Annotated in this window: 11 protein-coding genes; 8 read left to right on the top strand and 3 right to left on the bottom strand. The window is 71.6% G+C overall.

All coding sequences use genetic code 11. The features are described from left to right. The first annotated feature begins 47 nt into the window (after positions 1–47). The 7 genes from M3B01_RS05690 to M3B01_RS05720 all read left to right on the top strand — a co-directional run bounded on the left by M3B01_RS05690 (position 48) and on the right by M3B01_RS05720 (position 9,070). Entirely contained in the window at positions 48–1,868 is a 1,821-nt protein-coding gene (locus tag M3B01_RS05690; RefSeq protein WP_259790129.1) for an ABC transporter ATP-binding protein, read from the top strand. Continuing rightward, positions 1,865–3,697: an ABC transporter ATP-binding protein gene (locus tag M3B01_RS05695; protein WP_259790130.1), complete on the top strand. Its 1,833-nt coding sequence runs from the start codon at positions 1,865–1,867 to the stop codon at positions 3,695–3,697. The genes M3B01_RS05690 and M3B01_RS05695 overlap by 4 nt, the downstream gene beginning before the upstream one ends. Before the next feature lie 153 nt (positions 3,698–3,850). Next, on the top strand, positions 3,851–4,087 hold the full coding sequence (locus M3B01_RS05700; RefSeq protein WP_259790131.1) for a hypothetical protein: 237 nt from the start codon (positions 3,851–3,853) through the stop codon (positions 4,085–4,087). Between the two features lie 206 nt (positions 4,088–4,293). After that, complete coding sequence (locus M3B01_RS05705) at positions 4,294–4,950, top strand: DUF402 domain-containing protein (RefSeq protein ID WP_193865850.1); 657 nt, start codon at positions 4,294–4,296, stop codon at positions 4,948–4,950. Positions 4,951–5,108: 158 nt separating this feature from the next. Then, entirely contained in the window at positions 5,109–7,664 is a 2,556-nt protein-coding gene (gene pepN / locus M3B01_RS05710; RefSeq protein ID WP_259790134.1) for an aminopeptidase N, read from the top strand. 44 nt (positions 7,665–7,708) lie between these two features. Then, positions 7,709–8,638, top strand: coding sequence for a mechanosensitive ion channel family protein (locus M3B01_RS05715; RefSeq protein WP_259790135.1), 930 nt, complete (start codon positions 7,709–7,711; stop codon positions 8,636–8,638). 9 nt (positions 8,639–8,647) lie between these two features. After that, positions 8,648–9,070 carry a globin gene (locus tag M3B01_RS05720; RefSeq protein WP_259790136.1) on the top strand — a complete coding sequence of 141 codons (423 nt, stop codon included), beginning with the start codon at positions 8,648–8,650 and terminating at the stop codon, positions 9,068–9,070. A 28-nt stretch (positions 9,071–9,098) separates the two neighbouring features. Here the strand turns inward: M3B01_RS05720 and M3B01_RS05725 are convergent, their stop codons facing one another. Then, entirely contained in the window at positions 9,099–9,581 is a 483-nt protein-coding gene (locus tag M3B01_RS05725; RefSeq protein WP_259790138.1) for a thioesterase family protein, read from the bottom strand. A gap of 225 nt (positions 9,582–9,806) precedes the next feature. Between M3B01_RS05725 and M3B01_RS05730 the strand changes: the two genes are divergently transcribed. After that, positions 9,807–10,751 (top strand): acyl-CoA thioesterase II, encoded by a 945-nt coding sequence (locus M3B01_RS05730; protein WP_193865855.1) that lies wholly within the window; start codon positions 9,807–9,809, stop codon positions 10,749–10,751. On the opposite strand, the gene M3B01_RS05735 is transcribed toward M3B01_RS05730, so the two are convergent. Together M3B01_RS05735 and glgP are read right to left on the bottom strand one after the other, a co-directional pair. Beyond that, complete coding sequence (locus tag M3B01_RS05735; protein WP_259790140.1) at positions 10,752–12,071, bottom strand: ABC transporter substrate-binding protein; 1,320 nt, start codon at positions 12,069–12,071, stop codon at positions 10,752–10,754. A 30-nt stretch (positions 12,072–12,101) separates the two neighbouring features. Continuing rightward, complete coding sequence (glgP, locus tag M3B01_RS05740) at positions 12,102–14,660, bottom strand: alpha-glucan family phosphorylase (RefSeq protein ID WP_259790142.1); 2,559 nt, start codon at positions 14,658–14,660, stop codon at positions 12,102–12,104. Positions 14,661–14,992: the final 332 nt, after the last annotated feature.

Raw genomic sequence — 14,992 nt, forward strand, 5'->3', positions numbered from 1 at the left:
CTGCATATTCGTTTGCGACCGGGCTCAGCGCGGGGAAGGATCGACGGGTGCACGATCCCTCTCCCCCGCTCGCGACCGCACCCGTCCCCGATCCCGCCTCTGCCGATCCCGCCGCCCCGCGCCCCGGGGTGCTGCGGTCGATCGTGCGCGCCCATAAGAGGATGCTCGCCTGGGTGCTGCCGTTGGCGGCGATCTCCGAGGGCATCGAGATGCTGGTCCCGATCGGTCTGGGCCTGGTGATCGACCACGGCATCGTGGCCGGCGACCTGCGCGTGACGATCCTGGGTGCCCTCGCCGTAGTGGCGCTGCGCCTGGTGGGCACCGTGTGCTGGATCCTCACCTTCCTGGCCTCCCAGAAGGCCTGCATGCTGGAGCGGCACCGCCTGCGTGTGGCGATGACCGGCGCGGTGCTCGACCCCCGCTCCCGCCGCATCGACCGGCCCGCCGGGGAGGTGCTCTCCATCGCCACCTCCGACGCCGACAAGGCCTCGGACGTGCTGGACATGCTGCCCTGGGTGGTGCCGTCCCTGCTGGTGGTGCTCGGCGCCACCGTCTGGCTCACGGTGCTGGACGTGTGGCTGGGCCTGGCCATGCTGCTGGGCATCGTGGTGATGGTGCTGGTGATCCGGGTGATCACCCCAACCCTGTCCAAGCGCTACGACGACCAGCAGTCCCAGGCCGCCGAGGCCGCCGCCACCGCCACCGACCTGGTGCACGGCCTGCGCGTGCTGCAGGGGCTGGGTGTGCAGTCCCGTGCCCGCGCCCTGTACCGCCGCCGCTCCCGGGTGGCCCTCGAAGCAGCCCTGGTCAACGCCCGCTACTCCGGCATCTCCAGCGGACTCACCACCCTGGTGACCGGCCTGATGCTGGCCGCCGTGGTGGTGATAGCCGCCCAGCGCACCCTGGCCGGTGACCTCTCCATCGGGGTGCTGATCGCCGTGGTGGGCGTGGCCCGCACCGTGATGGGGATGCTGCAGGGCCTTTCCGGTGCTCCCGTGTGGTGGGCCGGCATGTCCACCTCCGCCCGTCGTGTGCGCGACCTGCTGGGCGATCTGGGCCGCACCGTGGACGACGAGGAGCTCACCCTGGAGCGCCTGACCACGCAGCGCGACGACCGCGGCGAGCGCCCCGGCGGTCTCGCCGAGCGCCGCGGCGCCGCTGGCGGACTGCACCTGGACTCCGTGACCACCGGCCCCCTGGACAGCGTGGACCTCACGGTCGATGACGGCACCGTGGTGGCCGTGGCCTGCGCGGATGGGCGCGATGCCGACGCCCTGGTGGAGACGGTCTCCGGCCGCACCGACGGCGGGGCCCGCGTGGGCGAGCGCCCGATCACGCCGCAGGAGCGGATGCAGCTGCGCGCTGATCTGCTGGTGGAGCCGCACGTGGTGGACCTGTTCGACGGCACCCTGCGTGAGCAGCTGGCCACCCGCGCACCCGACACGGCGGCCACCGACGGCTCCGACGACGCCTGGGCCGATGCCGCCCTGCATGCCGCCGGTGCCGGTGACCTGCTGCGAATCCTGCCCGAGGGCTACGACACCCGGATCCTGGACCGTGGCTCGAACCTCTCCGGCGGGCAGCGGCAGCGCATCGCGCTGGCCCGCTCCGTCGCGGCCGACCCGCCCGTGCTGGTGCTGCAGGACCCCACCACCGCGGTCGACGCAGTGACCGAGCAGCACATCGCCGAGGCGCTGGTGGCGGCACGCCGCCGCACCGACCGGGCCACCCTGATCGTCACCCGGGCCCCGGCGCTGCTGCGCCACGCCGACCGGGTGGTGTACCTGCGCTCCGGGCGGATCGTCGCCGAGGGCGACCACGCCGAGCTGATGGACCTCGAGGACTACCGGGAGATGGTGCAGCGATGAGCATGATCGACTGGAACCGCTCCGTCGAGGAGGTCCTGGGCGATGACACCACCGCCCAGCGGCAGCTGGACGAGCACGCCCAATTGCTGCCGATCGCCAGCGGCGGCCAGGCAGCGCGCTTCATGCTGGCGCGGCTCGGTGAGCACCGCTGGTTCACGGCCGTGACGCTGCTGATCACCATCGGCAGCGCGGTCGCGGCGGCCACCCTGCCCCGACTGATCGGTGCGGCGGTGGACGTGGTGGACTCCGAGGGCACCTCCCGCGCCGTGTGGGTGCTGGGTGGGCAGATCGTGGCCGTCGGCGCGGTCCAGGCCGTGCTGATGGCGGTGGGCTGGACGATGATCTCCTCGCTGGGACAGCGGATCCTGGCCGGGATGCGCGAGGACGTGATCGACCGCGCCCTGGACCTGCCGGCGCAGTCCATGGAGCAGACGGGCATCGGCGATGCCCTCTCCCGGGTCGCGGACGACGTGGACGTGGCCGCGCGGGCCGTGAACAACCTGGTGCCCAACCTGATCCAGCTGGGCTTCCTGGTGGTGGTGACCCTGGCCGGGATGGCCACCCTCTCGCCCTACCTGCTGCTGATGGTCGTGGTGATCGTGCCGATGTACGTGCTGGCGGCCCGCTGGTACCTGCGTCGCACCGCCCCGCTGTACCGCAAGGAGCGAGTGGCGATGGGCGCCCGCGCCCAGGGACTGCTCTCCGCCATCCACGGCATCCCCACCGTCAACGCCTACGGCATCGAGCGCCGCGAGACCCGCCACGTGGCGGTGCTGTCGGAGACCGCCGCTGTGCTGAACATGCGGGTGATGAGCCTGGTGGGGAAGATGGTGGCGCTGATCAACATCCCGGAGTCGGTCGCGCTGCTGTCGGTGATGGTGATCGGCTTCGCGATGGTGCACCAGGCGGGCGCCCCGCTGGGCCTGGTCACCGCGGCCGCGATCTACCTGGTGAGCCTGTTCTGGCCGATGCTGGCGTTCATCTTCAACCTCGACGACGTCCAGAGCGCCGGGGCGAGCCTGTCGCGCATGGTCGGGGTGATCACATCGATCGACCCGGCGGCCTCCCCGGGCCCCCAGGTCCCGCAGGACTCCTCGATCCGCCTCGAGCAGGTCTCCCACTCCTACACCACCGACGAGGACGGTCAGGAGCGGGTGGTGCTGCACCCGATCGACCTGGACATCGCCGCCGGGGAGACGGTGGCCCTGGTGGGCGCCTCCGGTGCCGGCAAGTCCACCCTGGCCTCGATCATCACCGGCACCCTCACCCCCCGTCACGGGCGGGTGCTCCACGGCGGGGCGGATCTGGCGCGTGCCGACATCGAGGCCGTGCGCTCGCACGCCTCGATCGTGAGCCAGGACGTGCACGTGTTCCGCGGCACCCTCGCGGAGGACCTGAAGCTGGCCCGCCCCCTCGCCACCGAGGAGGAGCTGTGGGCGGCGCTGCGCACCGTGGAGGCCGATGCGTGGGCCGAGCGCCTGCCCAAGGGCCTTGAGACCGAGGTGGGCGAGAAGGGCGAGCGGCTCAGCGCCGAGCAGTCCCAGCAGCTGGCACTGGCCCGCATCGCCCTGCAGGACCCGGCCGTGCTGGTGCTGGACGAGGCCACTGCCGACGAGGGCTCCTCCGGCGCCCGGGTGCTGGAGCGGGCGGCGCTGGCGGTGGCCGCCGGCCGCACCACGGTGATCGTGGCGCACCGACTCTCCCAGGCAAAGGAGGCCGACCGCATCCTGGTGATGGCAGAGGGCCGCGTGGTCGAGCAGGGCCCGCACGAGCACCTGGTGGCACTGGACGGCGTGTACGCCCGACTGTGGGAGGCCTGGAGCAGCTGAGCCCGGCTGTGCCCGCTGATCAGCGTCGCCGGCGCCCCCAGGCCCGCAGACCTTGCGGGTATCGCTCCCGGCCTGCACGAGCGGATCACCGCCCGCACCGGGTCCATCCCCGCCCAGGCACCTGATCCGCAGGAGGCCTCCACCGATGCGTTCGTGGACGAGCCCACCCGCGTGAACCCCGAGCGGCACCCCGCTGCGCTGTGGCACCCGGGGACGCCGCCGCCTGCCCCTGAGCCGGGGGCCGACGCCACGCTCCCGCAGCGTGCGGGACCCTCGGCCGTCGCCGCGGACCGCCCGCGCAGGGGAGCGGGTGCCGGCATCGTGCTGCTGACGATCTCCGGGCTGTCCGGTGCCCTCGCTCTGGTGCTGGCGCTGCTGGCTCTGGGCTGACCGACGTACCGCCCGCGCCCGCGGATGTCCACTGCCCCCTGGTCACCCAGCTGCGGCCGCGCTGATCCGGCGCGGCAGCGGGACGCCTGCGGGGAGGCGGGGTATGGTCGCCCCATACACCTTCCCCCTCGCGGGCAGTGAAGCAGCGGACCGGTGACCGGTCGATCCGAGGCGTCCACGGGGGCCGATCCGGTCGGGAACCCATCATGCCTAGCAACCACCGCTGGTCGCCCGGCGACCAGGTGACCTGGACCTACTACACCCCCCAGCACCCCACGCACACCGTCCGCCCCGGCACCGTGGTGCTGGACGACGACCGCGGCGTGGTGGTGTGGATCGCCCCCGGCACCGAGGTGCTGCTGCCGGTGCTCGAATCCGGGGCGGCGCTGCGGCGCGCCGGCGACGAAGGCATGTTCACCGCCCCCCGCGTGCAGTCCAAGCAGCTGTGGACCGGCAACGGCATCCTGATGATCGGCCTGCCGGGCCTGCCGTACTCGGTGTGGCTGTTCTACAAGGACGACGGCTCCCTGGGCTGCTACTACATCAACCTCGAGACCCCGTACGAGCGCACCGAGGAGGGCCTGCGCACGCGGGACCTGGTGCTGGACCTGGTGGTGCTGCCGCGGCGCGACTGGCACTACAAGGACGAGGACGAGCTCGAGGGTGCTGAGCGCACCGGCTACTTCAGCGCCGAGGAGATCGAGGGCATCCGAGAGGCGGGCCGCCGGGCCGAGGAGCACATCGCCCGCTGGACCTACCCGTTCTCCGCAGGGTACGAGTACTTCTTCCCGGACCCGAAGTGGGGCATCCCGAAGCTCCCCGAGCACTACGAGTGGGACCTGGACCTGACCACCCGGCGGTGACGGGCGGGTACGGCGGCAGTGCCGTCGCGGTCACCCCGCCTGGCCGCGACCCTCACCACCGCCGCCTGGCACGTCGACCGTGACGATTCATGACCGTCCCGCCATTCCCTGGCCGGTTCTGAACAGGCGGCTGAGATGTCGGTGGCAGGATGGAGGCCATGTCATCCGAGAACCTCACCCGCACCGAGGCGCGCCGTCGCGCCGCATTCCTCACCACCGACTCCTACGACATCCGCCTGGATCTCACGCAGGGGCCGGAGACCTTCCTGACCGAGACCACGCTGCGCTTCACCGCGAGCGAGGCCCGCGAGACCTTCGTGGACCTCATCGCCAAGCGCGTCCACGAGATCGAGCTCAACGGCGAGCTGCTGAGTGATGCCGCTTCCCGCTTCGACGGCGCCCGGGTGAAGCTGCCGGCCCTGACCGAGGGCGAGAACACGGTGCGGATCCTGGCCGACGGCATCTACATGAACACCGGTGAGGGCCTGCACCGCTTCGTGGACCCCGTGGACGACGAGGTGTACCTGTACACCCAGTTCGAGGTCTCGGACGCCCGCCGCATGTTCGCGTGCTTCGAGCAGCCGGACCTCAAGGCCACCTTCCAGCTGACCGTGACCGCACCGGCCCACTGGCGGGTCATCTCGATCGCCCCCACGCCTGAGCCGACGGTCTCCGAGAAGGACAGCACCGTCGCGACCTGGGAGTTCGGCCCCACCGAGCGGATCTCCACGTACCTGATGGCCCTGATCGCCGGCAACTACCAGGGAGGCGAGGGCAGCTGGCGCACCCGCGACGGGCGGGAGATCCCCATGGGCGTGTACGCCCGGGCCTCGCTGGCCGAGCACGTCGATGCCCAGAACGTGATCGACGTGACCGGGGCCGGCATCGACTTCTACGAGGAGTCCTTCGACTGCGACTTCCCGTTCCCCAAGTACGACCAGGTGTTCGTGCCGGAGTACAACATGGGCGCGATGGAGAACCCGGGCGCCGTCACCTATGTGGAGTCGTACGTGTTCCGCTCGGACGTCTCCGACGCGATCCGTGAGCGCCGCGACCTGACCATCCTGCACGAGCTGGCGCACATGTGGTTCGGCGACCTGGTGACGATGCGCTGGTGGGACGACCTGTGGCTGAACGAGTCCTTCGCCGAGTACGCCTCCACCCTCGCCAGCGCCGAGCGCACCCGCTGGACGGATGCCTGGACCACCTTCGCGGTGTCGGAGAAGGCCTGGGCGTACAACCAGGACCAGCTCCCCTCCACCCACCCGATCGTCGCCGACATGGTGGACCTGGAGGCGGTCGAGACCAACTTCGACGGCATCACCTACGCCAAGGGCGCCTCGGTGCTGCGCCAGCTGGTGGCCTACGTGGGCCAGGAGGCGTTCTTCGAGGGGCTGCGGGCGTACTTCCGCACGCACGCCTGGGGCAACACCGAGCTGAAGGACCTGCTGGTCGAGCTGGAGGCCACCAGCGGTCGCGAGCTCGCCTCCTGGTCGCAGCTGTGGCTGCAGACCGCCGGGGTCAACACCCTGCGCCCCGTGCTGGAGCAGGAGGCCGACGGCACCCTCACCCGCTTCGCCATCGCCCAGGAGGCACCGGCGGAGCACACGACGCTGCGCCCGCACCGTCTGCGGGTGGGCGGTTTCAGCCTCGAGAAAGATGCCCTGGTGCGCACCCACGAGGTGGAGCTGGACGTGGACGGTCCCCTCACCGAGGTGCCGCAGCTGACCGGCAAGCGCGCCGATCTGTGGCTGCTGAACGACGGCGATCTGACCTACGCCAAGGTGCGTCTGGATCCGCGCTCCCTCGAGGTCGCGATGGAGCACCTGCGGGACCTGGACGATCCGCTGGCCCGCACGCTGCTGTGGTCGGCCGCCTGGGACATGGTGCGCGACGCCGAGCTGCCCAGCCGTCGCTTCCAGCAGCTGGTGCTGACCAACATCGACCGCGAGGAGTCCTCCTCGGTGGTGCGCACCCTGCTCAGCCAGCTGGAGACGGTGGCGGGCCGCTACGCCGCCGAGGGCGACCGCGCCGCCCGCACCGCCGGGGCCGCCGACGCCCTGTGGGAGCTGGCGGGCTCGGCCCCGGCAGGCTCCGATGCCCAGCTGCAGTTCCTGGAGGCCTTCGCCCGCCTGGCCTCCACCGAGCAGCACCGGGAGGTCCTCGCGGGCCTGCTGGACGGCTCCCGCACACTCGAGGGGCGCACGATCGACACCGACCTGCGCTGGAAGCTGGTGATCGCCCTGTCGGCCCTGGGTGGGATCGATGCCGCCGGTATCGACGAGGTGCTGGCGAAGGACGACACCCAGTCCGGCCGCAAGAGCGCCATGACCGCGAAGGCGGCTCAGCCCACAGCGGAGGCGAAGTCCGAGGCGTGGCGCCTCACCGTCGAGCAGGACGAGCTGCCCAACGAGTCCCTCACCGCCGTGGTGCAGGGCTTCAACCGGGTGCTGGATCCGGCGCTGATCGTCCCTTACCAGGAGCGCTACTTCTCGATGCTGCAGAAGGTGTGGGACAGGCGCTCCAACGAGATCGCCAACCGCCTCGCCCAGGGCTACTTCCCGGACTCCCACGGCGACCGCTCCGTGCTGGATCGCGCCGATGGCTGGCTGGCCGACCATGAGGACGCCCCCTTCGGTCTGCGCCGCGTGGTGGTGGAGGGCCGCGACACGGTGGCCCGGGCCGTGCGGGTGCGCGGGGCCGACGTCGACTGAGACCGGGTCCGACAGGCCATGCCCCCGGCGCTATCGTCGGGGGCATGGATCTGTTCGCCTCACCTCCCGCCGAGGACGCCCTGGATCTCGCCGACCGCCTGTGGCACTGGATGCTGACCAGCGGTGTGCGGATCGTGGTGATCCTGCTGGTCGCTGCGCTGCTCAGCGCGGCGGCCAGCTGGCTGCTGCGCCGCTTCTTCCGGACCATGATCGAGGGCTCCTCGAAGCTCACCAGTACGGCCGGCTTCGTGGTCAAGCGTGACCGCAGGGCCCTCATGGCCGCTCAGTCACGTCGGGCTCAGCGCGCCGAGACCCTCTCCAACGTGGCCCGCAACGTGGCCTCGATGTCGATCTGGGCAGTGGCACTGGTGATGGTGCTCTCGGAGATCGGGGTGAACATCGCCCCGGTGATCGCCTCCCTCGGCGTGCTGGGGCTGGCGGCCGGCATCGGCGCCCAGACCATCATCAAGGACGTGGTCGCGGGCGTGGTGATGCTGTTCGAGGACATCGTGGCCGTCGGCGACGTGGTGGATCTGGAGTACGCCACCGGCACCGTCGAGGAGATCAACCTGCGGGTCACGCAGGTGCGCTCCGTCGACGGGGTGCTGTGGACGGTGCGCAACGGCGAGATCATCCGCATCGGCAACATGTCGCGCGGCTTCGCCAATGCCGTGGTGCTGCTGGATCTGGATCCCGCATCCGACAACACGCAGGTCACCGAGGTGCTGGAGCAGGTGACCGCGGAATTCACCACCGATCCCGCCTGGGTGGACGTGGTCCAGGGCGATGCCACCATCAGCGGGATCCTCGGGGTGGACGGCTCCCGCGTGCAGCGCCGGGTGCTGGTGCAGGTGGCCCCGGGTGAGCAGTGGGGCGCGGAGCAGGAGCTGCGCCGGCGCATCACCGCGGCCTTCCGGGAGGCGGGCGTGAGCTTCGCCCTGCCCCGTTTCAGCGACGTCGCCCAGAAGGGCTGAGAGGACCCCATGAGCAGCTTCTACGAGGAGATCGGCGGCGAGGACACCTTCGTGCGCCTGGTGGACCGCTTCTACGAGGGCGTGGCGGAGGACCCGCTGCTGCGCCCCATGTACCCGGAGCAGGAGCTCACCGGCGCGAAGGACCGGCTGCGGATGTTCCTGGTGCAGTACTGGGGCGGGCCCAAGGACTACGGGGCCACGCGCGGACACCCCCGCCTGCGGATCCGGCACGCCCCCTTCCCCGTCTCCCCCGCGGCCCGGGACGCCTGGCTGCGCCACATGCGCGATGCGGTGGACTCCCTCGAGCTGTCCCCCCTGCACGAGCAGACCCTGTGGGACTACCTCGACCGTGCCGCCCACTCCCTGGTCAACACCGTCGACGGCGGACAGGCACCGATGGCGGGCCAGGCCGTCCCCGGCCATCTGGAGTGAGCGCGCGCCGAGTCCGGGAGTCGGCCCGTCAGCCGCGGAAGGTCAGCGGCTCGGCGCGGTAGCGCTCCAGTCGCTCCCGGACCTCGTCCCCCAGGCGCACGGGCGCGCCGGTGGTGGCGTCGATGGTGACCATCACGGTGCGGGCGCGGGTCACCGGGCGTTCGCCGTCCGGATCGTCCTTGGTCAGGACCAGGTAGTCCACATCCATGCTGGCGCCGCCGAGACGCGAGACCCACAGGCGCACGATCACCCCTTCGCGGCGGTGCCCGAGTGTCGCGACGTACTCGATGCGCTGGGATGCCACCACGGTGCTGATCTCCGCACCCACACCGGCCGAGCCGAGCGCGGCCGGTGAGTCGGGCGCCCCCAGGGCGATCTCCTCGGCGGTGGGCTGCCAGAAGGCGGCGATACGGCCTTCCTCCAGCAGCCGCACCATCGCAGCGTTGTTCACATGCCCGTACGCGTCCAGGTCGGTCCAGCGCACGGCGACGTCGATATCAAGATGAGCCACGGCCTCATTGTCTCAAGGCGCAGCCGGCTGCGCGACCGGCGCAGCACCGGCCCAGGGAGAAGGGGTGGTCGCCTGCATGCCCACTATGCTGGCAGCCGGCCCTCGGTGTCGCATCGCTTTCGGGACCGATCTGCGCCACCGGGCCGTCGTACCCGGGTCTGACCTGCCCCGGACAACCTGAGTAGCATGATCCGGTCCCGCGCCGCCGTCCCAGGAGAGCACCCCATGCCCCAGACAGACCCCTCGCCGTCCGCCGCCCTGCTGGACCTGCTGGACCTGCGGGAGGTTGAGGCGGACCCAGCGGTGGCGACCCCGGCCACGGTGGCCTCCTTCGAGGGGGACTCCTCTCCGCAGCCGGGCGGTCACGTGTTCGGCGGCCAGGTGATGGGCCAGGCGGTGACGGCGGTGGGCCGCACGGTCCCCGAGGGCCGGCGCATCCACTCGATGTACTCGTACTTCCTGGCGCCCGGTGATCCCTCCCACCCGATCCGCTTCCAGGTGGACACGCTGCGCGACGGCGGCTCCTTCTCGGTGCGGCGGGTGCTGGCCACCCAGCCCGCCCGCCAGGGCGAGGACGGGGCCGACGAGTCCGGCAGCGGCGGGCCCCGCACGATCCTGGCGATGACCGCCTCCTTCCAGGAGCAGCAGGAGGGCCTGGAGCATCAGGAGCGCGCCCCGGAGGCGCCGGGGCCCGAGGACCTCCCCACCACGGCGGAGGTGCTGGCGGGACTGGAGCACCCGGTGGCGAAGTACTGGTCCACGCAGCGGCCGATCGACATCCGGCACGTCACCGACCCGATCTACCTGGGGCCCGACGCCGCGGGCACCGAGACCCAGCTGCTGTGGATGCGCACCCTGGACCCGATCGACGCCGCACCGCTGGTGCACGATGCGATCCTGGCCTTCGCCAGCGACTACACGCCCTTCGAGCCGATCCTGCGCCGTCAGGGCCTGAGCTGGATGACGCCGGGGCTGCGCCTGGCCACCATCAACCACGCCATCTGGTGGCACCGCCACGTGCGGGCCGACGAGTGGCTGCTGTACGTGCAGCGCTCCCCCTCCGCCTCCGGTGGCCGCGGCCTCACCCAGGGCCAGCTGTTCGACCGCGCCGGGAATCTGGTCGCGACCGTCACCCAGGAGGGCATGATCCGGGTCAAGCAGCAGGGCTGATCAGCCGGCGGCCTCGTTGGCGGCGTCCTGAGCGCGGGCCATGGCCTCGTTCACATCGGCCTCGCCGCGGAACACCTCGCCGATGATCGGCAGGGCCGCCGAGGTGCCCTCGGCCGAGCGCAGCCCGTGCTCCGGGCGGGCGGTGTTCTCCGGTGCCGGACCGATCACGGTGGTGTCGACCCCGGCGCCACTCCAGGCCTTATGCCACGCACCGCGCAGATCACGGTGGGCGGGGATCCCCAGTCGGGCCTCGGCCAGGGGGCGCTGCGCGTCGATGCCGCCCAGCCAGGTCAGCAGCTCCGCGATCTCCGCGGTGCGCTCCTCGCTCGTGACGGTGCGGCCCACCGCGGCGATCGCGTGCACCAGCGGCCGGGTGCCCTCCGGGCCGGCCACCACGGGATGCAGGTCCCAGGCGAAGGCGCCGTCGATGCCTTCGACCAGCACTCGCAGGTCGTAGGTGCCCGTCTGCAGCAGCCCCAGTGATCCCTGGGTGAACAGCTCACGGCACAGGCCGGGCTTGGCCGTGGTCTCCGCGCCGGTGGGAGCGAGGTGAGCGCCGGCCATCCCGGCCAGGTAGCGCACGGCGGCCACACCGGCCTCGGAGGCGAAGGTGAAGGTGCCGTCCTCGTGCTGCCAGGTGCCGCCCGAGGCGGCGATGAAGGGCCCCAGCACGGCGGTACGGTCGGGATGCGCGCTGAACCCGGTCACCTGCCGGGTGGCCGGCTCGAAGCCCTCCTCCCCGGCGCGGCGCCCCTCGGAGTCCACGGTGAGGGCCAGGGCGAGATCCCGCAGCGGGTCGCTCTCGGCCCACAGGTCGAAGCGCAGGTCCCCGGGCAGTCCCCCGGCGGCGTCGACCAGAGCACGGTTGACCACCAGCACGGACTGCTCCCACAGCTGGGGAACGCCCCACAGTCCGTCCTCGCGGCGGTAGAGGTCCGCCGCGACCGGCTCCCATTGCGCCGCGAGCTCGCCCGCCACCGCCCCGACCTCCACCAGGTGGTCGCCGCCCAGGTACTGGTCCAGGTGGGCGGTGTTCATCCAGAACACGTCCGGCAGGGACTGCTCGGCCGCGTCCAGCGGCAGCTGGCTCCAGTAGGTCTCCCAGCCCACCACCTGGACCTCGACCTCGATGCCGGTGGACTCGGTGAACGCGACCAGCGCCTTCTCGTACACCCCGGCTGCCTGCTCGTCCCACACCCGCAGGCGCAGGGCGTCGGTGGGCTCGGGCGCGGACTGCCCGCCCGGGGAGCATGCGGGAAGGACCCCGATCCCGGCCATCCCCGTCGCAGCGGTGAACAGCAGCTGGCGACGAGTGGGCACGGGGCGGGGTCCTTCCTCGGGGCGGGCGGCTCAGGCGGTGGTGACCAGCCCGAGCTCGGCGCGGGATGCGAGCACCGGATGCTGCGGGGTGACCCGCACGGTGTACCCGACGGTACCGGGATGAGCCAGGGCGAAGCGAGCCGCCCAGCGGCCGTCCTCCCCGCGCTGCAGCGGCACCAGGCGCCCGTCGATGATCTCACCGTCGGAATCCACCGGACCGATCACGGCCTCCACCAGCACGTCCTCATCGCGCAGGCCCGCCTGCTGGACGTCTGCGGAGAGGGCCACCTCGGCGCCGGTGGGCACGGTGGCACCGCGGCCGCCCTCGAGGCGCACGTCGCTCACGGAGACCTTCGGCCACACCTCGGCGACCCGCGTCCTCCAGGAGGCGAACTCACCGGCCAGCGCGGGATCGGCGCTGAAGGCACCCGCGGCGCGGGCGGCCGGCAGGTACAGGTCGGTGACGTAGTCGCGCACCATGCGGGCGGCCACGATCTGCGGTGCCACCTTCACCAGGGAGGAGCGCACCTTCGTCATCCAGCCGCGCTGCAGACCGCGCGCATCGCGCTCGTAGAACAGCGGCACGATGCTGTTCTCGAGGATCTCGTACAGCGCCTCGGCCTCCATGCGGTCCCGCTCGCCGCGGTCCTCGACCTCGGCGGTGGGGATGGTCCAGCCGGACTCGTCGTCCTTCATCTCGTCCCACCAGCCGTCGGAGATGGAGAAGGTGAGCCCGCCGTTGAGCACGGCCTTCATGCCGGAGGTGCCGGAGGCCTCCTCCGGGCGGATCGGGTTGTTCAGCCACACGTCGGAGCCGGCGATCAGCACCTCGGCCATGCGGATGTCGTAGTCCGGCAGGAACGCGATGCGGTCGCGCACCCCGTGCTGGTCCGTGAAGCGCACCATCTGCTGCAGGAACTCCTTGCCGGGGCGGTCCGCGGGGTGGGACTTGCCGGCGATCACGATCTGGACCGGACGATCCGGGTCCAGCAGGATCCGCTTGAGGCGCTCCGGGTCCTGCAGCATCAGGGTCAGGCGCTTGTAGGTGGAGACGCGTCGGGCGAAGCCGATGGTCAGCACGCCGGGGTCAAGGATGTGGTCGGTCCAGGCCAGCTCGGCCTCGTCGGCGCCGCGGCGCAGCCAGGACTGCTTGACGTGCGCCCGGGCCATGGTGACCAGCTCCGCGCGCAGGGTGTCGCGCGCTTCGCCCAGGTCGTGGTCGGTGAGGGAGGCCAGGGCGCTCCAGTCGCTCATCGAGGAGATGTCGACGTCGCCCATGGCCTTCTTGTACAGGTCGTCCATGGGGCCGGAGGTCCAGGTGCGGCGGTGCACACCGTTGGTGACCGAGCCGATCGGCACCTCGGGCACGTCGAAGCCGGGGTAGAGCTCCCGGAACATGCCGCGGGAGACGGCGCCGTGGAGCTTGGCCACGCCGTTGGAGCGCTGGGCGATGCGGAAGCCCAGGTGCGCCATGTTGAAGATGTCCGTCCCGTTCTCGATGCCGAGGGCCAGGGCGGCCTCCACCGGCAGCGAGGGGATCAGGCGGGAGGTGCCCGCGGCGTCGGCGTCGAGGTACCTGCGCAGCTGCTCCGCGCCGAAGCGGTCGATGCCGGCGGGCACCGGGGTGTGGGTGGTGAACACGGTGCCGGCGCGCACCTCGGCCACGGCCTCGGCGAAGGAGGCGCCCTCGCCCATCAGCTGGCCCACGCGCTCCAGGCCGGAGAAGCCGGCGTGCCCCTCGTTGAGGTGGAACACCTGCGGGGCGGGGAAGCCGGTGGCCTCGCTGTAGGCCTTCACGGCGCGCACGCCGCCGATGCCCAGCACGATCTCTTGCAGGATGCGGTGCTCGTGGTCGCCGCCGTAGAGGCGGTCGGTGATCTCGCGGGCCTCGGCGTCGTTGACCTCCAGGTCGGTGTCCAGCAGCAGCAGGGGGATCCGGCCCACCTGGGTGCACCACACGGCCACGGCGACCTCGCGCTGCCCGGGCAGGGTGAGGGTGACGGTGAGCTGCTCGCCGTCCTTGCCCTGCACCGGCTGGACGGGGAGCGTGGCGGTGTCGTTGTGCTTGTAGTTCTCCTGCTGCCAGCCGTCGCGGTCCAGGGACTGGGAGAAGTAGCCCCACTGGTACAGCAGGCCGATGGCGACCATCGGCACGCCGAGGTCCGAGGCGGACTTCAGGTGATCGCCGGCCAGGATGCCCAGGCCGCCGGAGTAGATGGGGAGCGTGGGCGAGATCCCGAACTCCATGGAGAAGTAGGCGACAGCGGGGGTGGGGGCCCCGGTGCTGGGGACGGTGCGCTGGAACCAGCGGCCGGAGTCGAGGTAGGTGTTCAGGTCCCCCACCTCGGCGCGCATGCGCGCCAGGAAGGTCTCGTCGCGCGCGGCCTCGGCGAGGCGGCCCGCGGAGACCTGGGAGAGCATGGCGATGGGGTTCTGGCCGCTGTCCGCGAAGGCCTTCGCGTCCAGCCGCGTGAAGAGGTCCAGCGTCTGGCGACGCCAGGTCCAGCGGAGGTTGTAGGCGAGTTCCCGCAGAGGCTCGAGGGCGGCGGGGAGGTCAGAGGCGACCGTGATGGTGGAGATGGACTTCATGGGTCCACCGTACCCGAGGTACGCCGGGACTCTTGCACATTCCTTGCAAGATTCTCCCACTCGTCATCATGGCTTTGATCTTCTGTGGCCTGCAACGATCTGTGCCGACTGCTGGAGAGTCGTCCGCGCTCGCGAACCCTTCAGGACAGGGTTTCGCAAGTTCTTGCACTGGCGTGGGCGGGGGCCCGGCGCATCGTGCCTGGGTTCTCGGGCAGAATTCCTGAGCGAGCGTCGGCAGAATGGGACGCGTCCGCGCGTCGGGACGCCCGGGAGGAGCCGGGGCGCCCGGGAGGAGCCGGCGCGGCAGATGACGGGGTCACAGGAGGCGGGAG

This window comes from Brachybacterium sp. p3-SID957, from assembly GCF_025144775.1.
Lineage (GTDB): Bacteria > Actinomycetota > Actinomycetes > Actinomycetales > Dermabacteraceae > Brachybacterium > Brachybacterium epidermidis.

Excerpts from the sequence above, each read along its gene's own strand:
- M3B01_RS05695 (WP_259790130.1), top strand. The coding sequence starts at position 1,865 with ATGAGCATGATCGACTGGAACCGCTCCGTCGAGGAGGTCCTGGGCGAT.
- M3B01_RS05705 (WP_193865850.1), top strand. The coding sequence starts at position 4,294 with ATGCCTAGCAACCACCGCTGGTCGCCCGGCGACCAGGTGACCTGGACC.
- pepN (WP_259790134.1), top strand. The coding sequence starts at position 5,109 with ATGTCATCCGAGAACCTCACCCGCACCGAGGCGCGCCGTCGCGCCGCA.
- M3B01_RS05715 (WP_259790135.1), top strand. The coding sequence starts at position 7,709 with ATGGATCTGTTCGCCTCACCTCCCGCCGAGGACGCCCTGGATCTCGCC.
- M3B01_RS05720 (WP_259790136.1), top strand. The coding sequence starts at position 8,648 with ATGAGCAGCTTCTACGAGGAGATCGGCGGCGAGGACACCTTCGTGCGC.
- M3B01_RS05730 (WP_193865855.1), top strand. The coding sequence starts at position 9,807 with ATGCCCCAGACAGACCCCTCGCCGTCCGCCGCCCTGCTGGACCTGCTG.
- glgP (WP_259790142.1), bottom strand. The coding sequence starts at position 14,660 with ATGAAGTCCATCTCCACCATCACGGTCGCCTCTGACCTCCCCGCCGCC.